We start from the raw sequence: 25,070 nt of genomic DNA, 5'->3' as shown, positions 1-25,070 counted from the left end.
ACGATCCTAGACAGGGTGGCGTTCACCGATCGGAGGGCCGGGGCGTCGGCCCCTGCGCGACGCCCCGGACCCTCCAACCATTGAGACGCCGTAGCCGACCCAAAGGTTGCGCGGCTCCGAAAGCTTTTTGGGCGTTGTGGTCTTTTGTCTCGAACTGCGGTCTCCGGTTGTGAGAATCTGCCCAGCCGCGCAGGGTGGGGAGGCATGACCACGTCCTCGACAACCACCACGAGCGCCGTCGAACGCGCCCGCGCCCACTCCCCTCGACAGCTCGCCGCGGCCTCGATCGGCAACCTCGTCGAGTGGTACGACTGGTACGCCTACAGCTTCCTCGCGGTCTATTTCGCGACCCAGGTCTTCCCTGAGTCCGAGTCCGGCCTGACGGCCCTGCTCAACACGTTCGCGATCTTCGCCGTCGGGTTCTTCTTCCGCCCGATCGGTGGCCTGCTCATGGGCGCGGTGGCCGACCGCTTCGGTCGCAAGCCCGCGCTCACGGCGACGATCCTGCTCATGGGCGCCGGGTCGCTGCTCATCGCGGTGCTGCCCACCTACGCCTCGGTCGGCATCCTGTCGCCGATCCTCCTCGTCCTCGCCCGCATCATCCAGGGCCTGTCGGTGGGCGGCGAGTTCGCGGCTGCGACAACCTTCCTCGTCGAGAGTGCCCCTCCCAAGCGGCGCGGGTTCTTCTCGAGCTTCCAGTACGTCTCCACGACCGCCGGTCAGCTCATCGCGTCCGGGCTCGCGGCCTACCTCGCGTCCACCCTCACCGAGTCGTCGATGAACTCGTGGGGTTGGCGCGTGCCGTTCTTCGTCGGCGCCGCCTTGTCCCTCGTCGGACTCGCGATTCGCGCCGGCGCTCACGAGACCCTCGAGAGCGTCGACGACCTGAAGGCCGACGCCTCGCAGCGTCCAAGAATCTTCGATGCGCTCAAGCACCACCCGCGAGAGTCGCTGCTCATCGTCGGCATCACCATCGCGGGCACGATCGCGTACTACACGTGGACGACCTACCTGCCGACCTACGCGCAGACGTATGCCGACGTCAGCAAGTCCGACGCGCTCACCGCGGGCACGATCGCGCTGTTCTTCTTCGCCGCGCTCCAACCCCTCATGGGCATCCTCTCGGACCGCATCGGGCGCAAGCCCCTGCTCATCACCTTCGCGGCGTTCTTCGTCGTGGCCACCGTGCCCCTGCTCCGGCTGCTCGACACCTCGATGTCGCGACTGCTGCTCGTCCAGTGCATCGGCATGGTCTTCCTCGCGATGTACACATCGATCGCCGCAGCCGTGAACGCCGAGACGATCCCGTCGCGGGTGCGTGCGTCCGGGATCGGCTTCCCGTACTCCCTGTCCGTCGCCCTCTTCGGTGGCACCGCGCCCTACATGGGCACGTGGTTCAAGAGCCAGGGCTGGGGCGAGGCGTTCCCGATCTACATCAGCGCGCTCTGCCTCATCTCGCTGCTCGTCTACGTCTTTGCGGTCAAGGAAACGGCACACGAGCCGCTCCCGTGACGTAAGCGGACGGCATACCCACGCAATTTCTGGGTATGCCGTCCGCTCACCGATCGCTGTCAGCGCGCCACTCCATGAATCTCGGTGTGGGAGGGCCGAATCCGGCTCGTTCGTAGAGCGTGTGGGCCTCGGGGACCGCGTTGAGCTGCATCCGGTCCACGTCGTGCGCGTCACCCCAGAAGCGCAGTGCCTCGAGCAAACTGGCGCCGATTCCGGCACCGCGCGCATCGGGTGTGACGAAGAGCAGGGACACGTGCAGCCATCGTGTCTGCGGTCGCCGGGAGCTCGGGAGCTTGGTGATCACTGCGGCGGTCACCATGCCGAGGGGTCGGCCATCGGGCGCTTCGGCGAGGAACGTCACCCGGGAACGATCTGCGAGCCACGCGGCGGCGTAGCGGTCGAGGAAGCCCTCCTCGATGGTTGCGCCGCTCTCACGATCGTCCTGCATCGTGAGAGCGGCGACGGCCAGCGCGTCCCGCGAAAGGGCGAGGCGGATGACCGTTGACATCGTCGGCTCAGACCTGGGCGCGCGTCTCGATGGCGGTGAGGACCTCGGCGATCGCGTCCTCGATCGGCACGCCGTTCTTCTGCGACCCGTCGCGATAGCGGAACGACACGGCGTTGTTGCTGCGGTCGTCCTCACCGGCGATGAGCGCGAACGGGACCTTGGCCTTGCTCGCGTTGCGGATCTTCTTGGGGAAGCGGTCGTCGCTGTCGTCGAGCTCGACCCGGATGCCCTTGGCCTTCATCTGCGTGAGGACGTCCCAGAGGTAGTCGTTGTACTCGTCGGCCACCGGCAGGCCCAGGACCTGAACAGGGCTGAGCCACACCGGGAACGCGCCGGCGTAGTGCTCGACGAGGACGCCGAAGAAGCGTTCGATCGAGCCGAACTTCGCCGAGTGGATCATCACCGGCTGCTGACGCGAGCCGTCGGACGCCTGGTACTCGAGACCGAAGCGCTCGGGCTGGTTGAAGTCGTACTGGATCGTCGACATCTGCCAGGTGCGGCCGATGGCATCACGGGCCTGGACCGAGATCTTGGGGCCATAGAACGCGGCACCACCGGGGTCGGCGACGAGCTCGAGCCCGGAGTCGGTCGCGACCTTCTGAAGGACCGAGGTCGCGACCTCCCACTGCTCGTCGCTGCCGATGAACTTGGCCGACTTCTCGCCCTCGGTGTCACGCGTGGACAGCTCGAGATAGAAGTCCTCGAGTCCGAAGTCGCGCAGCAGCGAGAGGACGAAGTCGAGGAGGTGCTTGATCTCGGCGGGTGCCTGCTCGGCGGTGACGTAGGAGTGCGAGTCGTCCTGCGTCATCCCTCGCACGCGGGTGAGGCCGTGCACGACGCCGGACTTCTCGTAGCGGTAGACGGAGCCGAACTCGAAGAACCGCAACGGCAGCTCGCGGTAGGAGCGACCGCGCGAGCTGAAGATGAGGTTGTGCATCGGGCAGTTCATCGCCTTGAGCTGGTACTTCGAGCCCTCGAACTCCATCGGCGGGAACATCGTGTCGGCGTAGTAGGGCAGGTGACCGGAGGTGTGGAACAGCCCGTCCTTGCTGATGTGCGGGGTGCCGACGTAGTCGAATCCCTCCTCGATGTGCCGGCGGCGAACGTAGTCCTCCATCTCGCGCTTGATGACGCCACCCTTGGGGTGGAAGACCGGCAGGCCCGAGCCGAGCTCGTCGGGGAAGGAGAAGAGGTCGAGCTCGGCGCCGAGCTTGCGGTGGTCGCGCTTCTCGGCCTCGGCGAGGCGCTCGAGATAGGCCTTCAACTCGTCCTTGGTCGCCCACGCCGTGCCGTAGACGCGCTGCAGCTGGGGGTTCTTCTCGGACCCACGCCAGTAGGCGGCGGCGCTGCGCATCACCTTGAACGCGTTGCCGAGGACCTTGGTCGAAGGCACGTGCGGGCCACGGCAGAGGTCGCCCCACGCCCTGGTGCCGTCGCGGCGGACGTTGTCATAGATGGTGAGCTGGGCACCGCCCACTTCAACGTCCGCGCCGTCCGCAACCTCCGCAGCTGCACCGCCCTTGAGCCCGATGAGCTCGCACTTGTAGGGCTCGTCCTTGAGCTCGACGAGCGCATCGTCGTCGCTGATCTCACGACGGACGAAGGTCTGGCCCTCGTTGATGATCTTCTGCATGGCCTTCTCGAGGGCCTTGAGGTCGTCAGGCTGGAACGGCTCGGCGACGTCGAAGTCGTAGTAGAAGCCGTCGCGCACCGGCGGGCCGATGCCGAGCTTGGCGTCCGGCTTGAGCTGCTGGACGGCTTGGGCCAGGACGTGAGCGGCACTGTGGCGCAGCACATCGAGCCCGTCCTGCTCCTGGGCGGTCACCGGCTCGACGGTGTCACCGTCGCCGAGGACGTGGGCGAGGTCGCGCAGCTCACCGTTGACACGGGCCACCAGAACGTCGCGCTGGCCGTCAAAAAGCTCAGCACAGGTCGCCGTGCTTGCCACCGATCGCTCGTCTCCGGCGACATGAACGGTGATCTGTGATGACACAGCGGCTTCTCCTGGGGTGACACAAGACGGGGGTATGCCGCGTGCGGACGTCCCGACACGGCATACCGATGTTATCTGTCCGGTTCACGGCACCGCGCGCGCCTTTCTCTCGATGGGCGGCCCTGCGCGGGTTCAGTCAGCCAGCGGGACGACGGCGTCGTCGGCGCGCGTCCGCAGCTCCTCGACGAGGCGCCGGCAGTCGTGGAGCAGGGCCCCGTGCACCGGCCAGGCGCGCGGGTCGTCGAGGGGTGTGTCGTGCAGCAGGGTTGCCAGGTCCTCGAGCTTGCCGACGGCCCCGCCGAGGCGGGACCCGACCGACTCGAGCGCACCGTCGGCATCGACCCCGAAGTCGTCGAAGGCAGCAGAGACCTCGTCCAGGACGTCAGCGATCCCGCCGAGGAAGTCATGGCTGGGATGTGATCCCCGGTTCTGATCGTCGAGGTTGTCACGCAGGGTGCGGGTCAGCCCGCTCACGTGCCACGTCGACCGGTGGAGTCCCTCGACCGTGAGTTGGTATCCGTCCCAGGCCGGCTTGACCTTCTGGAACTCGTCGCGCGGGTTGAGCCGTTGGCTCTCGCGGCCCAGCTCGATGAGGTCGATGACCGTGGGCGCCTCTTCGTGGAGCGTGTCGGCCGTGCTGCGCCAGCCGTCGACCGCGTCCTTGTCCCAGTCCCCACGCAGACCTTCGGCCACCTCGTCGAGGAGCGCGCGCACCCGACGGGTGAAGTCGAGGACCCTCTCGCGAGGCTCTTCGACGTGCAGCGGCGCGAACACCAGGACGTTGACCGCGATGCCGATGACCCCGCCGACGAGCGTCTCCAGCAGGGTGATGGCGGTGAAGTCCTCGCTCGTCCCACCAGCGGTGAGGAGGGACAGCAGGGCCATTGACGGCACCTGGATCCCGTGGTCCCCGAGGCGCGGCCAGCGACCGATGACGAGAGCGCCGAGGATGACGACCCCCATGCTCCACCAGTGCAGCCCCAGCGTCGTGCCGACGAGCCACGCGAGGCCCATCCCCAGTCCCACTGCGAAGATCCGGCGCACGCTCTGACCAAGAGACCGCACGATCGTCCTGTCGACGACAAGCAGGGCGGCCAGTGGCGCGTAGAACGGCGTGGCGCTGCCCATGAAGCGGTCAGCGACGACCCAGGCGATGACTGTGGCCACGGTGGCCTTCACGACCATGAGGGTGTCGTCGCGAGAGAGAGTGGGCATCTGAGCGACCCTAAACGGCCGGGCGGCATACCCCCGCATCGAGGACATCTCACAGGCGCGGCACCCTCGTGGAGTCGTACGGTCGAGGGATGGACCTCGTCATCGCCAGCCTCGCCGAGCGGCCGGACCTCGCCCCGCTCCTGCGTGACTTCGATGACCCGTGGCCGGAGTTCATGAAGTGGGACCCCGTCAGCGACATCTACTACTCAAGGGTGTCGACGACCTTCGCGGCTTGGACCCTCGTCGCGTGGGACGCCGCCGAGCCTGGTCGGTTGGTCGCCAAGTCCCACTCGATCCCCTTTGCCATGGGCGATGACATTGGTCGCCCGACGCTTCCCGACGACGGCTGGGACGGCGTCATCCTCTGGGCCTGGTACGACGAGCTCGCTGGCCGCGCACCCACGCACGTGTCGGCCCTGGAAGTCGCGATCCGGCCCGACCTCCAGGGCTCCGGGCTCGCCTCCGTGATGCTGGAAGCCAAGCGGCGCAACGCTGCTCGCCACGGCTTCCACGACCTGGTGGCGCCGGTGCGTCCGAACCGCAAGCACCTCCAACCCCACCTCCCCATGGCCGACTACGTGGCTCGGGTGCGCGACGACGGACTCCCGGAGGACCCCTGGCTGCGACTCCACGCCCGCGTCGGCGGGACGATCGTGGGCGTGTGTCCGCGGGCGATGACGATCTCTGGGACGTTGGCGCAGTGGCGGGGGTGGACCGGGCTGCCCTTCGACCAGACGGGTGACGTCGAGGTGCCGTTCGCCCTCAACCCGGTCCATGTGAGCGTCGAACACGACCACGCGGTCTATGTCGAGCCCGGAGTGTGGGTGCACCACGGCCTCTGAGAGCTAGCGTGGCGGTCATGAGTTCGCCGTTCGGCTCCTGGCCGTCTCCCCTGTCCCCACGTTCCCTCACCTCCGCCACTCGTGGGCTCGACGAGGTCCGCGTCGATGGACCTGACACCTACTGGCTCGAGTCCCGGCCGTGGGAGGGCGGGCGAGTCGTGCTGGTGCGCCACGTCGGCACCTCCGGTGTCGCGGAGGACGTGGTCGGTGAGGGTGTCAACGTGCGCTCCCGCGTCCACGAATACGGCGGTGGGGCGTATGCCGTCCGGTCCGGAACCGTTGTCGTCACGACGATGCCGGACCTCGTCGTCCACGTCGTCGAGGCCGACGGGTCGCTGCGCGCCATCACGCCCCAGGGTGAGTACCGCTACGGCGGCCTCGTGCTCGGTGACGGGTTCGTCCTGGCCGTGCGTGAGGACCACTCAGGAGCCGGTGAAGCGGTCAACACTCTCGTCCGGTTGGACCTCGAGGGCGACAACGCCGACGGTGGCGTCGTCCTCTGGGAAGGCTCGGACTTCGTCGGTCGCCCCGCCGTGTCTCCCGACGGCTCGCACGTCGCGGTCGTCACTTGGGAGCACCCCAACATGCCGTGGGACACGACGACCCTGCGCCGCGCGACTCTGGTCGCTGACGGACCGCTCGAGTGGACCGTCGTCGAGGGACGCGAGGACGTCTCGGTGGGCCAGCCCCAGTTCGATGCGGATGGCTCGCTCTGGTTCGTCTCCGACGAGTCAGGGTGGTGGAACCTCAAGCGCGACAGTGGTTCTGGCGTGACCTCGGTCCACTCTGAGGAGGCCGACTTCATGCTTCCGCAGTGGGTCCTGGGCATGAGCGACTTCGCTCTGCTCGCGGACGGCCGAGTGCTCCTCCACTGGTGGGCCGACGGGGTGGGGCGCCTGGGCGTGCTCGACCCCTCCTCCGGCGAGACCGTGGACGTGGCGCTCGAGGGCGTCCAGTTCGACCAGGTCCAGGCCGTGGGCGACGAGATCGTCGTCCGCGTCGGCACCCTCTCGGAGCTTCCCTTCATCGTGCGCGGGCCGGTGGGCGGCCCCTTCACCACGCTTCGGCGCAGTCGCGACGAAGGTCTCGACCCGGCATACGCCAGCACGGCGCAGCCGTGGACCTGGACCAACAGCGGAGGCGACGAGGTCCACGGTGTGTTCCTCCCACCGACGCACCCCGAGGCAACCGGCCCCGACGGGGAGTTGCCGCCGCTGCTCGTGTTCGTGCACGGCGGGCCGACGAGCCGTACGGAGGCGGGGTTGCAGCTCGCACGCGCGTTCTGGACGACGCGCGGGTTCGCCATCCTCGACGTCAACCACTCGGGAAGCACGGGACACGGACGGGCCTATCGCGACCGGCTCCTGCGACAGTGGGGAGTCATCGACATCGACGACGTGGTGACCGGTGCACGGTCACTGGCCGACGCGGGGCACGTCGACGGCGACCGGCTGGCCATCCGTGGAGGCAGCGCTGGTGGCTACACCGTCCTTCGCGCCCTCACGACGAGTGATGCGTTCGCGGCGGGCACGAGCTATTTCGGGGTGGCCGATCTCGAGGCGCTCGCCACGGACACCCACAAGTTCGAGTCCCGCTACCTCGACCGCCTGATCGGTCCCTATCCGCAGGACAAGGCGACCTACGTCGACCGCTCCCCGCTGAATCACGCCGACCAGGTGCAGGGTGCGGTCCTGTTGCTCCAGGGCGGGATCGACGAGGTGGTACCGCAGGCGCAGGCCGAGGCGATGGCCGCTGGGATGCGAGCTGCTGGCGAAGAGGTGGACCTCGTCATCTATCCGGACGAAGGTCATGGGTTCCGCGCAGCCTCGGCGATCGAGGACTCACTGTCGCGCGAACTCGCCTTCTACGGCCGAGTCCTGGGCTTCACCCCCGCCCCGAACTGACGCTCGCTCTCCCGACTTCGTGCCCCAGACGGACATGGTCCGGCCGGCCGAAGGCCGCCCTCCCCTGTCCGTCTGGGGCACGAAGTCGGAGCTGGCCCGGTCAGTGGGCGGGTGTCTCGAGGGTGAGCACGAGGTGCTCGTTCTCGGGCTTGCGTGTCGAGCGCAGACCTGCCACGACGAGCGGCTGGCTGCGGTCGACGACGAAGTCGACCTTGCCCGGCAGCAGGACCGGCTTCTTGAACCACACGTGGGACGTGCTCGGCCCGTTGACGGAGCGACCAAGAGCACCCAGCACGCGGGCGGAGGTCCACATGCCGTGAGCGATGGCGCTCGGAAAGCCCATCGCCTTCGCCGTGAGTGCGTGCATGTGGATCGGGTTCACGTCACCGGAGATGGCGGCATACTGCCGACCGAGGTCACCCGGGAGCGACCACTGGGCAGCAGCAACACCCTGCGGTATGGACGGGGATGCGGTGCCACGCTCGGCGTCGGGGTTGCCCTTGCCGCGAGCGAGGTAGGTCGAGCGACCGCTCCACACAGACTCACCCTCGACGCTCACCTCGGTGACGAGATCGACCACACGACCCTTGGCGTGGTCCTGCAGGTTCTCCGCGTGGACGGCGATGTCGAGGACGTCGTCGACCGAGACGGTCCGTCGCACGGTGATGGTGTTCTCGACGTGAACCAGCCCGACCAGCGGCAGGGGAAACGCCTTGCGTGCCATGAGCTCGGCCTGCAGCGGGAACCCGAGGATGTGCGGGTAGGTGTGCGGGAGAACGTCATCGACGCCGAACCCGCACAGCCGCTGGTAGTCCATGAGGTGCTCGCGGTCGACCTTGTGGCCGGTGAGGACGAGCTCGCTCGTGGGCAGCGCACCGCCGGACTTCTTGCCGGCGATGGCGGCCCGCACGAACACCTTGGCCAGGGACGGCGCTGAGCTGAACGTCTCCTGCTGGGACATCAGGCCCCCAGGATCATCTGGCCGCAGACGCGCACGACATTGCCCGTCATGGCGCGGTTGGCGTCCCACGCGAAGTAGCCGATGGTCTCGGCGACGTCGATGGGCAGGCCGCCCTGCTGCAGAGAGTTCGTCAGACGCCCGATCTCGCGGGTCGCGAGAGGGATCTTGGCGGTCATCTCGGTCTCGATGAAGCCGGGCGCCACCGCGTTGACGGTGATGCCCTTCGCGAGGATGGCCTTGTCGGCGGCGAGCGACTGGGTCATGCCGATGACGCCGGCCTTGGAGGCGGCGTAGTTGGTCTGACCACGGTTACCCGCGATGCCGGCGATCGAGGAGACGTTGACGATGTGCCCACCCTCGTTGATCGCGGGGATGAGCGTTTCGTTCATCCGCAGGATCGACAGGAGGTTGACCTGGAGGACGGAGTCCCAACGGTCGGCCTCGGTGTTGGCGAGCAGCTTGTCGCGGGTGATGCCAGCGTTGTGCACGACGATGTCGAAGCCGCCGTGCCGCGCCGTGGCGTGCTCGACGATCTTGGCGCCGGCGTCCTCGGCGGTGACGTCGACCTGGAGGGCCGAGCCACCGAGCTTGTTGGCGACCTCGGCGAGAGGTCCACCAGCTGCGGGGATGTCGACGGCGACGATCGTCGCGCCGTCGCGGGCCAGGGTCTCGGCGATGGCCGCGCCAATACCGCGAGCGGCACCCGTGACGATGGCGACCTTGCCGGCGAGCGGCTGGTCCCAGTCGGCAGGGGCGACGATGTCGGCGACCGACTTGGCGACGCGGAAGACCTGCGCCGACACATAGGCCGAGCGACCGGAGAGCAGGAAGCGCACCGTCGCGTCGACACCGGCATCGGCACCCTCGGCGACGAGGACGGTGTTGGCCGTGCCGCCACCGCGCATCTCCTTGCCGACGGAGCGGACAATGCCCTCGATGGCACGACGCGCTGCGGCCTGGGCGACCGAGGTCGCCGACTCGGGCGGGCGCCCGATGACGATGATGCGACCGGTGGGCGCCAAGGTCTTGAGCGCCGGACCGACGACACCACGCAGGGTCTCGAGGTCGGCCGGGGTCTCGATCGCGGTCAGGTCGAGCACCACGCCCGCGACCGAGGTCGACGGCTGGGAAGCGACCAGCACGCCGACCTCCCCGAGCAGGTGTCGAACCCGCTCGGCGACGGGTGCGTCACCGTGGCCGGCGACGAGGACGGCACCGGGGACGAGCGAGCCGCCCACCTTGTGGCGGCGCAGTCGGCTCGGTCGGGGCAGACCCAGCGTCGTGGCGAGCTGCTTGCCCACGCCACCGCTGACGAACTGTCCGTAGTTGAACGCCATGAATCAGGCTCCTTCGAGGATCGCGACGACGCCCTGCCCACCGGCAGCGCAGATGGAGATGAGACCGCGGCTGCCCGGGCCTGATCCGTGGAGCATCTTGGCCAGCGACGCGACGATGCGGCCGCCGGTCGCGGCAAACGGGTGGCCCGCGGCGAGCGACGAGCCGTTGACGTTGAGCTTGCTGCGGTCGATCGAGCCGAGGGGCTTCTCGAGGCCGAGACGCTGGGTGCAGAAGTCCTCGTCCTCCCAGGCCTTCATCGTCGAGAGCACGGTCGAGGCGAAGGCCTCGTGGATCTCGTAGTAGTCGAAGTCCTGGAGCGTCAGTCCATTGCGCGCGAGAAGGCGGGGCACGGCATACGCGGGAGCCATGAGCAGGCCCTCGTCGCCGTGGACGTAGTCCACTGCGGCGACCTCGCCATCGACGAACCACGCCTGGACGGGCAGGTTGTGCTCTGCCGCCCACTCCTCGCTGCCGAGCAGGACCGCGGATGCGCCGTCGGTGAGCGGCGTCGAGTTGCCGGCCGTCATCGTCGCGCCCTCGCCCTTGCCGAAGACCGGCTTGAGCTTGGACAGCTTCTCGACGGTGGAGTCGGCGCGCAGGTTCTGGTCCTTGGCGAGGCCGAGGTAGGACGTCATGAGGTCGTCGAAGAAACCGCGGTCGTATGCCGCCGCGAGATTTTGGTGGCTGGCTGCGGCGAGCTCGTCCTGGGCTTCGCGGGTGATGCCCCACTTCTTGGCCGTGATGGCCATGTGGTCACCCATGGACAGGCCTGTGCGCGGCTCGGTGTTGGCCGGGGTCTCGATGCCGATGTCGCCGGGGCGGATCCTGAGAGCGGCCTTGGCCATGTCGACCGTGGACTTGGCGCGGTTGATCCTGAGCAGCTTGCGGCGCAACTTCTCGGTCACCATGATCGGCGCGTCAGAGGCGGTGTCGACACCACCGGCGATGCCGGACTCGATCTGGCCGAGCTTGATCTTGTTGGAGACGAGGATCGCGTTCTCGAGGCCGGTGCCGCAGGCCTGCTGGACGTCGTAGGCCGTGGTCTCGGGGGCGAGGCTGGACCCGAGGACTGCCTCGCGGGTGAGGTTGAAGTCGCGCGAGTGCTTGATGACCGCACCGCCGACGACCTCGCCGAGGCGCTCTCCGCCGAGGCCGTGACGGGCGACGAGGCCCTCGAGAGCTGCCGTGAACATGTCCTGGTTCGACGCGTTCGCATAGGGCCCGAACTGGCGGGCAAAGGGAATGCGGTTGCCGCCGAGGATGGCGGCGCGGCGGGGACTGGTTGAGGTCACCGTGGGCTCCTGAAGTCTGTCGAGAAGGGGACGAAGCGGGTCACGTGGGACGCGACACATATCCGGTACTGACGGTAGCAGGTACCTCGCTCCACCTGCTACGGTCCGACCTGTGACCAGCACCACGGGCTCTGCTAGCGAGACGACCGCCACCGGCACGACGTCCCAGGACGACGCCCCCGGTGATGTCGGTGACGTCGCCATCGACGGCCGCAGCAGCCGGTGGGACACGCACCGCGCCAAGCGCCGCACCGAACTCGTCGAGGCGACGCTGCGCGCCATCCGCAGCCGCGGGGCAGGCGTCGGCATGGATGACATCGCTGCGGTGGCGGGGACGTCCAAGACCGTCTACTACCGACACTTCACCGACCGTGCCGGGCTCTACGGCGCCGTGGCCGAGCGCGTCAACGCGCTGATCCTGCGCGACATCACTCGCGCTGTCGGTGACATCAACGCCCTCACCGGACAGGCCGAGGGGCCGGCTTCCTCGCCGCGCGACCTGCTGGCCGCGGCCGTCGACGCCTACCTCGCCCTCGTCGAGCACGATCCCGAGGTCTATCGCTTCATCGTCGCCGCTCCCCTGGTCCCGCCGTCGGAGCGCACGGAGACCATCGACCTCGCCTCGACCGTCGCGCAGGCGATGGCCCTCCAGATCGGCAACCTCATCGCGGCGGCGCTCGCCACCGCGGGTCGCAGCACCGCGCCGGCTGCAACGTGGGGGCACGCGGTCGTGGGCATGGCTCGGGCGGCCGGGGACGAATGGCTTCGTGCCGGAGCCGCCGCCTCGGGCACGTCGCGTGAGACATTGAAGGAGCACCTCACCGAGCTCATCTGGGGCGGTCTCTCCTCGGCCTGGCCGACTGTGGACGCCACATCCGACAAGGAGTGATCGTGGACGACCTTGCCCCCGCCCTGACGCAGATTCTCGACGGACGCTGGGGGCACGTGCGGCAGCGCCTACGCGCCCACGAGGACACAAGTCGGTTCGCTCCTCCAGCGACTCCCCTGTCGATGGAGGAGCACCGCCAATACACCAAGCGCCAGCTGCTCGCCCTCGCGAGCGAACCGTTCGCCCCGGACGGGCTCACGAAGGGCATGGGCGGCACAGGTGACTTCGGCGCCTCGGTCACCGCCTTCGAGATGCTCGGACACGGCGACCTGTCACTGCTCGTCAAGGCCGGGGTCCAGTTCGGCCTCTTCGGCGGCGCGGTCGCCAACCTCGGCACGCAACGGCACCACACGGCATACCTGCCCGGAATGCTGGACGGCACGCTCCTCGGCTGCTTCGCGATGACGGAGACCGGGCACGGTTCCAACGTGCAGCACCTCGAGACCACGGCCACCCACGACCCGACGACGGACGAGATCGTGGTGCACTCCCCCACGCCCGGCGCGCAGAAGAACTACATCGGCAACGCCGCGCGCGACGGACGCATGGCCGCCGTGTTTGCACAGCTCATCACCGCCGATGGTGAGGGACACGGTGTCCACTGCGTGCTCGTGCCCATCCGCGACGAGACCGGTGAGCCGGCGCGCGGTGTCACCATCGGCGACTGCGGCGCCAAGGGTGGCCTGCCCGGCGTCGACAACGGCACCCTCGAGTTCGACAACGTGCGCGTACCGCGCTGGAACCTGCTCAACCGCTACGGCGACATCGCCGCGAACGGCAGCTACACCTCCCCCATCGACAACTCGTCCCGCCGCTTCTTCACCATGCTCGGCACGCTGGTCCGCGGGCGCGTCTCAGTGGCCGGCGGCGCAGGGGCCGCGACAAGGTCCGCGCTCACCCTGGCGACCCGATACGCCCTTCACAGAAGGCAGTTCAGCGCTCCGGGCGGGGGCGAGGAGCTCACTCTCATGAGTTATCGCGCCCATCAGCGCAAGCTCCTGCCGGCCATCGCCAAGAGCTACGCACTCATGCTCGCCCAGAACCAGCTCGTCATGATGATGCACGACGTCGCCGGCCACGAGGGCAACGCTCCCGAGGAGGGTCAGCGCGAGCTCGAGGCGCGGGCCGCGGGCATCAAGGCGATCGCCACGCGGCACGCGACGGACACGATCCAGATGTGCCGTGAGGCGTGCGGTGGCGCCGGCTACCTGGCCGACAACCGACTCACCGCGCTCAAGGACGACACGGACGTCTTCACGACCTTTGAGGGTGACAACACTGTCCTTCTCCAGCTCGTGGCCAAGGGTCTGCTCACCGAGTTCCAGGAGACGTTCGAGGACAACTCACCGTTGGCCATGATCGCGTTCGCATCGCGCTTCACGGCGTCGTCCATCCTCGAGAAGACCCCGGCTGCCGGGCTCATCGCACGCCTCAAGTCACGTGCCCCGAGCGACGACACGGATGAGGCCGAACTCAACCGCGGACGGCAGCTGTCGCTCTTCGTCGACCGCGAGAAGCACATCCTCGAAGGCGCCGCCCTGCGCCTCGGGAAGGCCGCGAAGGCCGAGCCAGATGTCGCGTTGCGCATCTTCAACAACGCGCAGGACCACCTGCTGGCGGCTGCTGAGGCGCACATCGACCGGGTCCTCCTCGAGGCGCTGGGTCAGGCGGTCGAGGCCTGCGAGGACGGTCCCGTCAAGGAGCTGCTCGACAGCGTCACGGACCTCTTCGCCCTCTCGACGGTCGAACGTCACCGGGGCTGGTACCTCGAGCACGGACGGCTCACCCCGACCGGCTCCAAGGCCGTGATCCGCAGCGTCGGCGTCCTGTGCAAGGACCTCGCGCCACATGCCCGGACCCTCGTCGACGCGTTCGCCATCCCGGATGCCTGGTTGGGCGCGCCACAGCTCCTCGAGCCGCTGCCGACCGTGCGCGACGAATGAGCAACGCGTGAGTGAGATCCCCCTCAGCCGTTGGGCGCTCGGCGGCGAGGCCACCCGCGGCTACGGTCCCCGCTTCGCCGAGCTCGTCGCGCAGGGCGAGGACGTCGACGGGGAGGCGCGGCTCGCAGATGCCCTGTCCCCCAGGCGTTCTCGCATCCTCGATGCCGGAGCGGGCATGGGTCGCGTCACCGCTGCGCTGCGCGCGCGAGGTCACGACGTGACCGGCATCGAGCCGGACCGCACCCTCGTCGCCCAGGCCGAGGAGACCTATCCCGGCATCGGGCTGCTGCCTCTCGACATCCTCGAGCTCACGCCTGCTGCGCTGGAAGCGCACGGTCGCCCCACGGCATACGACGTCGTCGTTGCCGTTGGCAATGTCTTCATCCTGCTCGCCGAGGACACCGAGCGCCGCGCGCTCACGACCCTGCGTGGGCTGCTGGCACCAGGAGGACGGATGCTCATCGGATTCCACCTCGCCGCGGGTCCGTCGGGCAGCCGCACCTACCCGCCCGAGGAGTTCATGGCGGACGTCGACGCGGTCGGGCTGAAGGTCGACCTGCGCGCTGGCAGCTACGAACTCCACCCAGCGAATTCGGAGTATGCCGTGTGGCTACTCAGCGCTGCGTCCTCACCTTCTCGCTGACGTCAGTTCACCTGTCGGGCCTTGTGTGACGAGTCGCCAGATCCGCACATCCCGACCCGTCACACGACCCCCGACTCGTCACGCCTCCGGCGGGGGCTGACCGACGCTCTCGCGCGTCGCGTCGCTCGCGTCCCAGTCGTTGGCCTGCATCGCGGCGACCACGACGTCATCTCGGATCCACCAGGCTCGGAACGGACCACTGAAGTCACCCTTGGTCTGGACGCGGTCATAGCCGTCCGGGCCGACGCTCCCGAAGTACTCCATGCCGAGGTCGTACTGGTCGGTGAAGAAGTAGGGCAGCTTCGCGTAGGGCTCGACCGAACCCGCGATCGTCGCTGCAGCCGCCTTGCCCTGACCAATCGCGTTATCCCAGTGCTCGACTCGCACGCGTCGACCGAGCACGGGATGAGCCTGACTGGCGATGTCTCCGACGGCGAGAACGTGCTCATCAGAGGTGCGTAGGAGTTCGTCAACAAGGACACCGTCATCGACCTCGAGCCCCGCGGCGGAGGCCAACGCCGTCCGCGGAGACGCACCGATCCCCACGACGACGAGATCGGCATCGGACAGATCGTCCGCCGTGACCGGTGCACCGAGCCGCAGATCGACACCATGGCCGCGGTGCAGGTCGGCGAAGAGCTGCCCCACCTCCGGGCCGAGGACGGCGAGCAGCGGTAGATCGGCACCCTCGTGAACGGTCACGGCCGCCCCAGCCTGACGTGCCGCCGAGGCCACCTCGAGCCCGATCCAACCACCGCCGATGATGGCGATGCGCGCGCCGTCGGTCAGCGCTGCTTTGAGGGCGAGCGAGTCCTCCAGCGTGCGCAGATAGTGCACGGGCTTGCCCGACTCATCGGCCAGGCGAAGGCGGCGTGGCTCGGAGCCGGTCGCGAGGACCAGCCATTCGTAGGGCTGCTCACCAGTAGTCGTCACGACTCGGCGACCGGCCAAGTCGATCGACTGGACCTCCGTGCCTGTGCGCACGTCGATGTCATGCTCACGCCACCACGCGTCGTCGTGGACGAAGGCGGAGTCCGACTCCTTGTCGCCGAGCAGAACGCCCTTGCTCAGCGGTGGCCGCTCGTAGGGCAAGTGCCGCTCCGCGGCAAAGACGACAATCTCGCCATCAAAACCCCGCTCGCGCAGCGACTCCGCGACGGTGGCTCCAGCCAGACCGCCACCGACGATGGCGACGGGCCCGCCCGTGCTCATGCCTTCCACCAAGGACGCAGCGGCACGTTGGGCAGTTTCGACTGGTCAAGTTTGGTGGCCAGCACCTGGTGGAGCTGGACGACGTTGCGCTCGAAGCCGCGACGCGATCCCGCGAGGTAGAGACCCCAGACCTTGGCCGTGGCCTCACCGACCTCGTCGACGCACTCGTTCCAGTGCTCGACAAGGTTCTCGCACCAACCGGCGAGGGTCAGCGCATAGTGCTCACGCAGGTTCTCCTCATGCAGGACCTCGAACCCCGTGTCCTGCATCGTCGTGATGATGCGACCCGATCCGGTGAGTTCCCCGTCGGGGAAGATGTAGCGGTCGATGAAGGGACCGGTGCTCCGGGGGCGGTTGTCCGGACGGGTGATGCAGTGGTTGAGGACCATCCCGCCCTCCTTGACGTGGTCGAGCATCCACTGGAAGTACGCCGGGTAGTTGCGGATACCGATGTGCTCGGTGATGCCGATGGACGAGATGGCGTCGAACCCGGTCTCAGCTACGTTGCGGTAGTCGTCGAACCGCACGGACGCGACATCGGCGAGTCCTTCGCGCTCAATGGCCTCCTGCGCCCAGGTTGCCTGCTCCCTCGACAGCGTGACTCCCACGGCGTGCACACCCTGACGCGCGGCATACCGAACCATGCCTCCCCAACCGCAACCGATGTCGAGAAGCCGGTCCCCCGGCTTGAGTCCCAGCTTGTCGAAGACGAGGCGGTACTTGTTTTCCTGAGCGGCATCCAGTCCGGCATCACGCTCGGGGAAGACCGCACACGTATAGGCCATCGACGGGCCTAGCACGAGTTCATAGAACCGGTTCGAGACGTCGTAGTGGTGGTGGATCGCTTCCTTGTCACGGATGAAGGAGTGCCGCAGACCCTCCGTGACCCGGCGCCAGCGTGGCAGCGCCTCCTGCGGCGGGGGCGGTGGCGGGGTGAGGCCGCGCGGCCCGAGGATGCGCGCGAGGTCGAGCACCAGCCGTGGATCAGGCCGACGGAAGTTCAGCCGCTCAAGATCCACGATGGCCTCGTAGGGGTTGCCCGGGTGCACGCCTTCGACGACGAGGTCGCCGGTCGTGTACGCACGAGCCATCCCCAAGTCGCCGGGAGCCGTCGCAAGATAGGAGAAGGCGCGGTGGTTGGCGATGTGGAGCGCGCGCGGCGAGCTGTCCGGTCCGGCCTTCGATCCGTCGTATGCCGTGATGCGCAGCGGGAGGGGTCCCTCCACCGCCGCGTCGATGAGTTCGGCAATCGTCGGGGTCTCGCGGGTCGTGCTGCTCATGCGTGTCGCACCGCCTTGTCGTAGAGATGGGGGAAACGTCCGAGAGGGTCGTAAAAGTCCTTGAGGCCGGCATACCCGTCTGCGCCGTAGAGGGCGTCGAAGTCCTCGCGCGAGTAGTAGGAGTCGGAGTAGAGAGACTTGTGCCCGTCGAGCTCGCCGACCCGTCGCTCGATGGCCTTGTTGGTCGCGCCGGGCTCTCCCCCGGGGACGGTGGACCAGAAGCCGACGTTGACATAGGTACGGCGAGGAGTCAGTGGGTAGAGATCCCAAGTGGTGTCGCCGCGAAGGCGCAACGGGCACAACCAGATTGGCTCGATGGGCACCTCGTCGAGGAACCAGTGGAGAAACTCGGCGGTGTGCTCCAACGGGACCTCGACATCCTGGACGACCCGTTCGCGCGCAGGGTTGCCCTGGCGAGCTTCGAGCCGGTCAGAGATGCCGTGACGCTGATCGAGGGCGACGAGCTTCCAGTAGACGCTCGAGCGTCGCCACCGGCTCGGCCACAGACGACGGATCCGCGGGTTCTGCGCGCCGAACGCCCGCGAGCACCAGAACCAGTCGGTGTCCCAACGCCACAGGTAGTCGAGGGTCGTGAGCAGGTCTCTCTTCGGCCCGACGCCGTCGTGCTGGATCGAGCGATAGAAGACCTGCTGGCCGGTGTAGTCACTCGGGCGGCTCGGCCCACCGGCGGGCGGCTCGTCGACCTGCTGCCCCAGCGTCAGGTAGGCCTCGTCGCGGGTGAACACCACGCCGTCGATGTAGTCGACCTGCTCACCGTCGTGGGTCCCGGCGTCGACGATGGTGTCGATTGCTGCGCACAAGGTGGTGATGTCGTGGAAGCGGAGGTGGCGCAGGGCCACGAACTTCTTGACGGGTTCGAGTTCGATGCGCAGCCGGGTGGCGTAGCCGAGGGAGCCGTAGGAGTTGGGGAACCCGTGGAAGAGGTCGGCGTGCTCGTTGTCCGGGCGCGCCGTGACGATTTCGCCTGACCCAGTGAGGATGTCCATCTCGATGACGGACTCGTGGGGCAGCCCGCTACGGAACGATGACGCCTCGATGCCGAGCCCGGTGACGGCGCCACCGAGGGTGATGGTGCGCAGCTGGGGCACGACCAGTGGCACGAGGCCCAGCGGCAGGGTGGTGGCGACGAGGTCCTCGTAGGTGCACATCCCGTCGACGTCGGCTGTGCGAGCACCAACATCGACGACCCGCACGCCCGTGAGGCCGGAGGTGTCAAGGCCCGGTGTCGTCGTCCGCGTGCGTTCACGGAACAGGTTCGACGTGCGTTTGGCCAGACGCACGCGCTCGGTCGGCGGGATGGCGGCGAAGCTGTGCAGCAGCCGTCGCTCCCCTGCGGTGTGCGTCGAAACCGGGAGGGTTCTCTCCATGTTGCGCACGTTACGCCTCTGGTGTGACGTCCGTCGCGTCAGTTGTGCGTGTCGGACTGGACAGCTTGTGGGACAGGCCGCTGACGTGCGCGTATGCCGTTCTGCTGGTTCTCAGCGCGGCCGCGCGTGCCTTCGGACATGCAGTGCGCCGCCGGTCCAACCGCTCCCGTGCGGGGCCTAGGCCGAGACCAGCCCCTCTGCATGTCCGTTGGTGCAGAGACCGGGTCGTGAGGGGTGGAGTGAAGGCGGGCCTCAACACGTCCGCCCACGAAGAAGTCCCCATCGCGCCGGCGACGACGTGAAGGCGGGCCCCAACACGGACACAAGAAAGACCTGGTGGCGCGCCAGCGCCAACCAGGTCTTGATTGTGGACGTGAAGGGACTCGAACCCCTGACCTCTCGCGTGTGAGGCGAGCGCTCTAACCAGCTGAGCTACACGTCCGGCACCCGCTGCTGAGCGGGCGGACCGAGAATACCCGGCGCCTCTCCCCCGACGAAATCAGGGTCCGAGACGCCGAGACCCCTCAGATCCTGGCGGTCGTCCGCATCCAGCTCGCGAGGTCGTCGGGGAAGAACCCGGGGATGCCGGAGAAGTGGAACGTCAGCCACAGGACCGTGGCGATGAACGCGACCCCCACGATGCCGACGATGCCCTTGACGAACAGGTTCTGGCGCTTGACCCATTCCTCCCAGATGCGGAGCTTGCTCTTGACGAACTCGAGGACACGCTGCGCCTTCTCGAACTCGGTGGCCCAGATCGCGAGGCCGGCGATGACGATGAGCCAGCCGGGGCCGGGGAACGGGATGAGCAACAGACCCACGACGACGATGATCAGTCCGACGATGAACACGGCGACGCGATAGACCTTGGCCGTCGCGGGGTTGGCGCGGATGCGTCGGCGCCAGGCCCAGTCGTCCTCCTCGGCGTCGATCAGGGCATCCCTGTCGAGGTCCTCGTTCGCAGCGCGGGCCTCAGGCGAATCTCCTGACGCAGGGGGCTGGCTCACGGGTCGATCCCCAGGTCGGCCTCTGCGGTGCGCCACACGTCGACCGCGCGCGCAGTCACCGGCCCGGGCGCCACGAGCTGGCGGTCATCGATCAGGTGGACCCCCTGGACGTCGCGTGAGGAGTTGGTGATGATGACTTCGTCGGCCGTCCTGAGCACGTCGAACGGCAGGACCTCCTCGACCACCTCCATACCCGCGGCACGGCACCACTCGATCGCCAGCTCGCGGGTGATGCCAGCCAGACATCCACTGTCGAGAGGCGGGGTGCGCAGGACGCCGTCGGTCACGACGAAGACGTTGGACGCGGTGCCCTCGCACAGCTCACCACGCGTGTTGGCGAGCAGCGCCTCCTCGGCGCCCAGGGATCGGGCATGGGTGACGGCGATGACGTTCTCGGCATATGAGGTTGTCTTGAGGCCGACCGTCGCGGCGCGTTCGTTGCGGACCCACGGGACCGTGACCACGGCCGCCGACGGTGCATGTGGCGCTGATGGCGTGGCCGCGACGATGATGGTGGCCGGTGAGTCGTTGCGGTCAGAACCCAGCGGACCAGCCCCGCCGGTGACGGTGATGCGCACGCGCCCGAACTCGATGGGTTCCCCGGCCCCGAGGACGGCCGCGACACCGTCACGCACCCGACCCTCGTCGACAGCGGGCAACCCCAGCCCAGCCAAGGTCCGTCCGAGTCGGCGCATGTGGCGCGTCAGCGCAAACGCCTCACCGCGCACGATCTTGCACGTCTCGAAGGCGCCGTCCCCGACGGTCACCCCATGGTCGAGCGCGCGCACCGACGGCACGTCCGCATCGACGATCTGACCATCCACCCACACCTGGATCGTGTTCATGCTCCTACCCTTCCAGATGGCCCTCGCGCGAGAGACACGAGTCGGGATGCCTTGAGCTCGGTCTCGCGCAGTTCCCCTTCAGGATCCGATCCCCAAGTGATCCCGGCGCCGGTGCCGAAGTGCAGCATCCGCTGACCCGATGCCTCTCGCTCGATCCAGAAAGTGCGGATCCCCACGGCCAACAGCGCCTCGTCGCGGTCGGCGTCGATCCACCCGATCGCACCGCAATACGGCCCCCGCGCGACCGGCTCCAGATCGGTGATGGCCTGCACCGCCGTGTGCTTCGGCGTCCCCGAGACCGACCCCGGCGGGAACGACGCGTCCAGGATCTCGTGCCACGTCGCACCGTCACGCAGCTCCCCCGTCACGTCCGACACCAGATGCACCAGCCCCGGGTGCTGCTCCACGCGGCACAGGTGGTCCACACGAACGGTGCCCGGACGGCATACGTGCTGGAGGTCGTTGCGGACGAGGTCCACGATCATGACGTTCTCCGCAAAGTCCTTGGGCAGCATCTCGCTCGCCGTCGCCGCCGTGCCCTTGATGGGACTCGACGTCAGGGTGTTCCCGCGTCGCACGAGGTAGGCCTCCGGCGAGGCACACGCGATCTCCAGTCCGGCTTCGGGGATGTCGATCGTCGCGGCATACGGAGCCGGATTGCCCTGTGCGAGAACGCCTCCCAGCGCTCGGACACTCACGTCGCCGACAGCAGCGCTCAGGACGCGACACAGGTTGACCTGGTAGACCGTGCCGCGCGCGATCCGCTCGCGGATCTCGTCAACCCCTTCGACGTATGCCGTGTCGTCCAGGCTGTTGGTCCACTCGCCTTCGGCTCCCGGCCAGGTGGCGTCCGCCCGGCCCGACGGCGCGCCAGCGCCACGACGCGAGACCTCGGACAGGCGAACTGCGGTGAGGTGGCCCTCGAACGTGACGGTGACCGCCCAGAAGCCAGCGGTGAGGTCGTCGATGTCATGAGTGACGGCCTCGACGCCGCTGCCCTCGATGACTCCCCCATCGAGGGAGCTGAACCTCGCCCATGCCACGCGTCGATGCTAGGCGGTGTCCACGGCATCGGCGGACCCGTCACCCATCAGGCGATAGCCCTGCCCGGGCTCGGTGAGGAGGTAGCGCGGATCGGACGGGTCGGGCTCGAGCTTGCGCCTCAGTTGGTTGGCGTAGACGCGCAGGTAGTTCGACTCGCGGCCGTAGTGCGGCCCCCATACCTCCCGCAACAGGTCCTTCTGCGGGACGAGGTGTCCCGCGTGCCGAGCCAGGACCTCGAGGAGACTCCACTCGGTCGGGGTGAGACGCACGAGTTCTCCCGCGACGACGGCCCGTCGCTCCGTGAAGTCGAGGACGAAGTGCTGCGTCACGAACGCTGCGATGGGAGGGATCGTCTCGTCGTGGGTTCGCCTCAGCGCCACCCGGATCCGGGCCAGGAGCTCGTCGACAGCGAAGGGTTTGGTGACGTAGTCGTCGGCGCCGAGGTCGAGCGCCTCCACCTTGTCGATGGAGTCGGCGCGCGCGGACAGGACAATCACGGGCGTCTGTGACATCTCGCGGATCCGGCGCAGCACGTCGACACCGTCGATGTCGGGCAGGCCCAGGTCAAGGATGACGAGATCGGGCAACTGATCGTGCACGGCCTGCAACGCAGAGCGGCCGTCACCCGCCGTCTCGACCTCGTAGTCCCGGGCGCGCAGATTGATCGCGAGAGTGCGGACGAGGTGCGGTTCGTCGTCGACGACGAGGATCCGGCTCATGACCACGTCTTCCGGGCGGCGACGTTGCGGGCCGGTTCGAGCCGAGGCAGTTCGATGACGATCGTCAGGCCACCACCGGGGGTGTCCTCGGCCGTGATCGTCCCGTTCATGGCCTCCATGAGACCACGCGCAACGGCCAGACCGAGGCCCAGACCGTTGCCCTGTGGCGCGTCGCCCAAGCGTTGGAACGGGGCGAAGATCGACTCCTTGGCGTCCCGCGGGACCCCCGGCCCACGGTCGACCACCCGCAGCTGGATCCGCTCGGCCATCGCGGCGGCGGTGACCACCACCTCACCCGAGGAGTGCCGGTGGGCATTCTCGATGACGTTGACGAGGACGCGCTCCAGCAGACCGCGGTCGGCCTCGATGAGTGGCGTGTCCGCTGCAGCGGTCGATCGCAGCCGACCCGAGGTGGTGAGGAGCTGAGTCACGTCGGACAGGACCTCCGCGACGTGCAGCGCCTCCAGACGCGGAGCCACGGCTCCGCTCTGCAGACGGGACATGTCGAGCAGGTTGGCAACGAGGCCGGTGAGCGTGTCCGAGGACTCCTCGATGGTCTCGAGCAGGTCGTCACGGTCGGCCTCGCTGAAGGAGACGTCGCTGGCCCGAAGGCTCGATGCCGCTGCCTTGATGGACGCCAAGGGGGTGCGCAGGTCGTGCGACACGGCAGCGAGCAGGGCGGTGCGGGCCCGGTTGTCCTTGGCGAGCGACTTGGCCCGCGCCGCCTCACGCACGAGGACGGCGCGGTGCAGGATCGCCTCGGCCCGGGTCGTGAAGGCCGACACCAGACGGCGATCGTCACCGCTCAGGACTCCGCCGATGAGGACGAGGGAGTTCTCGTCATCGATGCTCGCCTGGACGGACGCCCGCCGGACCTTCTCGATGTCGAAACCGTCCGTGGCCCCCACCACGGCCCATTCCTGCCGAACGCTGGCTCGGGACAGCACCGCTGCCGACTCGAGCCCGAAGAACTCCACCGCCTGGACGAGCAGAGCCCGCAGCTGATCCTCCTCACCCAGCAAGGACTCCGCAGACGAGGCGAGGGCAGCCGCTTCACGTTGGGCCGCTCGGGCCGCCGCGGCACGGCGTTCGCTGAGGTGCACGACCGAGGACACCGCCACGGCCACCCCGAGGAAGACGATGAGCGCCACGAGGTTCTGGGGGTCCGAGATCTTCAGCGTGGAGACCGGCGGGGTGAAGAACCAGTTGATGAGCAGACTCGACACGGCGGCAGCGGCCAGCGCCGGCCACAGACCACCCACGAGGGCCGTGCCGACCGTCAGCACGAGGAAGAGCAGGACCTCGAGCGGCAGGTCGTGCCACTCGTCGGTCAGGGTGAGCAGCCAGGTGAGGAGAGGCGTGCCCAGCAGGGCCATGGCCCAGCCGACCGACGACCTCGCATGACCGAGCTCGGGTCCGATCCGCAGGGGCGCTCGCACCGAGCGCGTCCAGTCGTGGGTCACGAGCTGGACGTCGACGTCCCCGGACTCCTCGACGACGCGCTGCCCGACGCCGGGACTGAACAGCTCCTGCCAACGCTTGCGGCGCGAGGCTCCGAGGACGACCTGACGCGCATTGACCCCACGAGCGAACGCGAGGATCGCCTGGGCCGTGTCATCGCCCTTGATGGTCTGGAACGTCCCGCCAAGCTCACCCGTCAGCCGTCGCAGAGCCTCCATCTCGTTGATCTCGGCGGCCACCAGGCCGTCGGACCTGGTGACGTGGACGGCGATGAGTTCACCGCCAGACCCCCGAGAGGCGATCTGGGCACCGCGTCGCAGCAAGGTGCGACCCTCGGGACCGCCGGTGAGGGCCACGACGACGCGTTCGCGGGTCGGCCAGGACTCGGTGATCCCCTGGTCGGCGCGGTAGCGGGTCAGGCCCTCCTCGACCCGATCTGCAACCCACAGGAGTGACAGCTCGCGCAGCGCCGACAGGTTGCCGACCCGGAAGTAGTTGGCCAGGGCCGCGTCGACCTTCTCCGCGGCATACACGTTGCCGTGAGCGAGCCGTCGACGCAGGGCTTCAGGGGACATGTCGACGAGCTCGACCTGGTCAGCGGCTCGCACGAACTCGTCGGGCACGGTCTCGAGCTGGCGCACGCCGGTGATGGATTCGACGACGTCATTGAGGGACTCGAGGTGCTGGATGTTGACCGTGGAGATGACGTCGATCCCCGCGTCGAGGAGCTCCTCGACGTCCTGCCACCGCTTCTCGTGCGGCGACCCGGGGGCGTTGGTGTGGGCCAGCTCGTCGACGAGGACGACCTCGGGCCGCCGTTGGATGGCGGCCGGAACGTCGAGCTCGGTCAGGGCGGACCCTCGATGGGTCACAACTCGCAGTGGCAGTGCCTCGATGTCGGCCATCATCGACGCGGTGTAGGCGCGGCCGTGGCTCTCGCACACCCCGATGACGACATCGGTGCCGCGCTCGATCCGGCGCTGCGCCTCGGAGAGCATGGCGACGGTCTTGCCGACACCGGGCGCGCTTCCGAGGTAGACGCGCAGCACTCCTCTGGTCATGGGTTGATTGTGC

20 protein-coding genes and 1 tRNA gene are annotated in these 25,070 nt (G+C 68.2%); 6 read left to right on the top strand and 15 right to left on the bottom strand.

Translation table 11 applies throughout. The features are described 5' to 3' along the window. Positions 1–204 precede the first annotated feature (204 nt). On the top strand, positions 205–1,512 hold the full coding sequence (locus ACFQRE_RS17940; RefSeq protein WP_380125060.1) for an MFS transporter: 1,308 nt from the start codon (positions 205–207) through the stop codon (positions 1,510–1,512). Between the two features lie 46 nt (positions 1,513–1,558). Here the strand turns inward: ACFQRE_RS17940 and ACFQRE_RS17935 are convergent, their stop codons facing one another. From ACFQRE_RS17935 to ACFQRE_RS17925, 3 genes are all read right to left on the bottom strand, one after another. Then, positions 1,559–2,020: a GNAT family N-acetyltransferase gene (locus ACFQRE_RS17935; protein ID WP_380125058.1), complete on the bottom strand. Its 462-nt coding sequence runs from the start codon at positions 2,018–2,020 to the stop codon at positions 1,559–1,561. Positions 2,021–2,027: 7 nt separating this feature from the next. Next, positions 2,028–4,013: a threonine--tRNA ligase gene (thrS, locus tag ACFQRE_RS17930; protein WP_380125056.1), complete on the bottom strand. Its 1,986-nt coding sequence runs from the start codon at positions 4,011–4,013 to the stop codon at positions 2,028–2,030. A gap of 132 nt (positions 4,014–4,145) precedes the next feature. Beyond that, complete coding sequence (locus ACFQRE_RS17925) at positions 4,146–5,228, bottom strand: FUSC family protein (protein ID WP_380125054.1); 1,083 nt, start codon at positions 5,226–5,228, stop codon at positions 4,146–4,148. A gap of 89 nt (positions 5,229–5,317) precedes the next feature. Here ACFQRE_RS17925 and ACFQRE_RS17920 point away from each other — a divergent pair, with 89 nt between their 5' ends. Together ACFQRE_RS17920 and ACFQRE_RS17915 are read left to right on the top strand one after the other, a co-directional pair. Beyond that, positions 5,318–6,070 carry an N-acetyltransferase gene (locus ACFQRE_RS17920; RefSeq protein WP_380125052.1) on the top strand — a complete coding sequence of 251 codons (753 nt, stop codon included), beginning with the start codon at positions 5,318–5,320 and terminating at the stop codon, positions 6,068–6,070. A 17-nt stretch (positions 6,071–6,087) separates the two neighbouring features. Beyond that, positions 6,088–7,974 carry an alpha/beta hydrolase family protein gene (locus tag ACFQRE_RS17915; protein WP_380125050.1) on the top strand — a complete coding sequence of 629 codons (1,887 nt, stop codon included), beginning with the start codon at positions 6,088–6,090 and terminating at the stop codon, positions 7,972–7,974. Between the two features lie 100 nt (positions 7,975–8,074). Here ACFQRE_RS17915 and ACFQRE_RS17910 read toward each other — a convergent pair whose 3' ends face one another. The 3 genes from ACFQRE_RS17910 to ACFQRE_RS17900 are packed head-to-tail and all read right to left on the bottom strand — an operon-like array spanning position 8,075 to position 11,565. After that, positions 8,075–8,935, bottom strand: coding sequence for a MaoC family dehydratase (locus ACFQRE_RS17910; protein WP_380125047.1), 861 nt, complete (start codon positions 8,933–8,935; stop codon positions 8,075–8,077). Continuing rightward, positions 8,935–10,272, bottom strand: coding sequence for a 3-oxoacyl-ACP reductase (locus tag ACFQRE_RS17905; protein WP_380125045.1), 1,338 nt, complete (start codon positions 10,270–10,272; stop codon positions 8,935–8,937). Before ACFQRE_RS17905 ends, ACFQRE_RS17910 begins: the two co-directional genes overlap by 1 nt. Positions 10,273–10,275: 3 nt before the next feature. Continuing rightward, positions 10,276–11,565: an acetyl-CoA C-acetyltransferase gene (locus ACFQRE_RS17900; protein WP_380125043.1), complete on the bottom strand. Its 1,290-nt coding sequence runs from the start codon at positions 11,563–11,565 to the stop codon at positions 10,276–10,278. Positions 11,566–11,677: 112 nt separating this feature from the next. Here ACFQRE_RS17900 and ACFQRE_RS17895 point away from each other — a divergent pair, with 112 nt between their 5' ends. Genes ACFQRE_RS17895 through ACFQRE_RS17885 form a run of 3 tightly spaced genes read left to right on the top strand, consistent with a single transcriptional unit; the run spans position 11,678 to position 15,040 of the window. Next, positions 11,678–12,454 (top strand): TetR family transcriptional regulator, encoded by a 777-nt coding sequence (locus ACFQRE_RS17895; RefSeq protein ID WP_380125041.1) that lies wholly within the window; start codon positions 11,678–11,680, stop codon positions 12,452–12,454. 2 nt (positions 12,455–12,456) lie between these two features. Continuing rightward, the gene (locus tag ACFQRE_RS17890; RefSeq protein ID WP_380125039.1) at positions 12,457–14,397 is read left to right on the top strand and encodes an acyl-CoA dehydrogenase family protein; all 1,941 of its coding nucleotides are present in this window, start codon (positions 12,457–12,459) and stop codon (positions 14,395–14,397) included. A 7-nt stretch (positions 14,398–14,404) separates the two neighbouring features. Next, positions 14,405–15,040: a class I SAM-dependent methyltransferase gene (locus ACFQRE_RS17885; protein ID WP_380125037.1), complete on the top strand. Its 636-nt coding sequence runs from the start codon at positions 14,405–14,407 to the stop codon at positions 15,038–15,040. A gap of 78 nt (positions 15,041–15,118) precedes the next feature. On the opposite strand, the gene ACFQRE_RS17880 is transcribed toward ACFQRE_RS17885, so the two are convergent. The 9 genes from ACFQRE_RS17880 to ACFQRE_RS17840 form a co-directional block, all read right to left on the bottom strand. Beyond that, the gene (locus ACFQRE_RS17880) at positions 15,119–16,252 is read right to left on the bottom strand and encodes an NAD(P)/FAD-dependent oxidoreductase (RefSeq protein WP_380125035.1); all 1,134 of its coding nucleotides are present in this window, start codon (positions 16,250–16,252) and stop codon (positions 15,119–15,121) included. Then, positions 16,249–17,532, bottom strand: a complete 1,284-nt coding sequence (locus ACFQRE_RS17875) for a class I SAM-dependent methyltransferase (RefSeq protein ID WP_380125032.1) — start codon at positions 17,530–17,532, stop codon at positions 16,249–16,251. Before ACFQRE_RS17875 ends, ACFQRE_RS17880 begins: the two co-directional genes overlap by 4 nt. After that, entirely contained in the window at positions 17,529–18,920 is a 1,392-nt protein-coding gene (locus tag ACFQRE_RS17870; RefSeq protein ID WP_380125030.1) for an FAD-binding oxidoreductase, read from the bottom strand. The genes ACFQRE_RS17875 and ACFQRE_RS17870 overlap by 4 nt, the downstream gene beginning before the upstream one ends. A gap of 368 nt (positions 18,921–19,288) precedes the next feature. Continuing rightward, positions 19,289–19,362, bottom strand: a tRNA-Val gene (locus tag ACFQRE_RS17865). A gap of 82 nt (positions 19,363–19,444) precedes the next feature. Continuing rightward, the gene (locus tag ACFQRE_RS17860; protein ID WP_380125028.1) at positions 19,445–19,927 is read right to left on the bottom strand and encodes a TIGR02611 family protein; all 483 of its coding nucleotides are present in this window, start codon (positions 19,925–19,927) and stop codon (positions 19,445–19,447) included. Beyond that, complete coding sequence (locus ACFQRE_RS17855) at positions 19,924–20,772, bottom strand: aminotransferase class IV (protein ID WP_380125026.1); 849 nt, start codon at positions 20,770–20,772, stop codon at positions 19,924–19,926. Before ACFQRE_RS17855 ends, ACFQRE_RS17860 begins: the two co-directional genes overlap by 4 nt. Continuing rightward, positions 20,769–21,815: a chorismate-binding protein gene (locus ACFQRE_RS17850; protein WP_380125024.1), complete on the bottom strand. Its 1,047-nt coding sequence runs from the start codon at positions 21,813–21,815 to the stop codon at positions 20,769–20,771. Before ACFQRE_RS17850 ends, ACFQRE_RS17855 begins: the two co-directional genes overlap by 4 nt. Before the next feature lie 9 nt (positions 21,816–21,824). Further along, complete coding sequence (locus tag ACFQRE_RS17845) at positions 21,825–22,535, bottom strand: response regulator transcription factor (RefSeq protein WP_380125022.1); 711 nt, start codon at positions 22,533–22,535, stop codon at positions 21,825–21,827. Then, on the bottom strand, positions 22,532–25,057 hold the full coding sequence (locus ACFQRE_RS17840) for a DUF4118 domain-containing protein (protein ID WP_380125020.1): 2,526 nt from the start codon (positions 25,055–25,057) through the stop codon (positions 22,532–22,534). The genes ACFQRE_RS17845 and ACFQRE_RS17840 overlap by 4 nt, the downstream gene beginning before the upstream one ends. Positions 25,058–25,070 lie beyond the last annotated feature (13 nt).

The organism is Knoellia pratensis (assembly GCF_042666395.1).
GTDB lineage: Bacteria > Actinomycetota > Actinomycetes > Actinomycetales > Dermatophilaceae > Knoellia > Knoellia pratensis.
The sequence above is the reverse complement of the archived record's forward strand: the minus strand, read 5'-3'. Positions and strand labels throughout refer to the sequence as shown.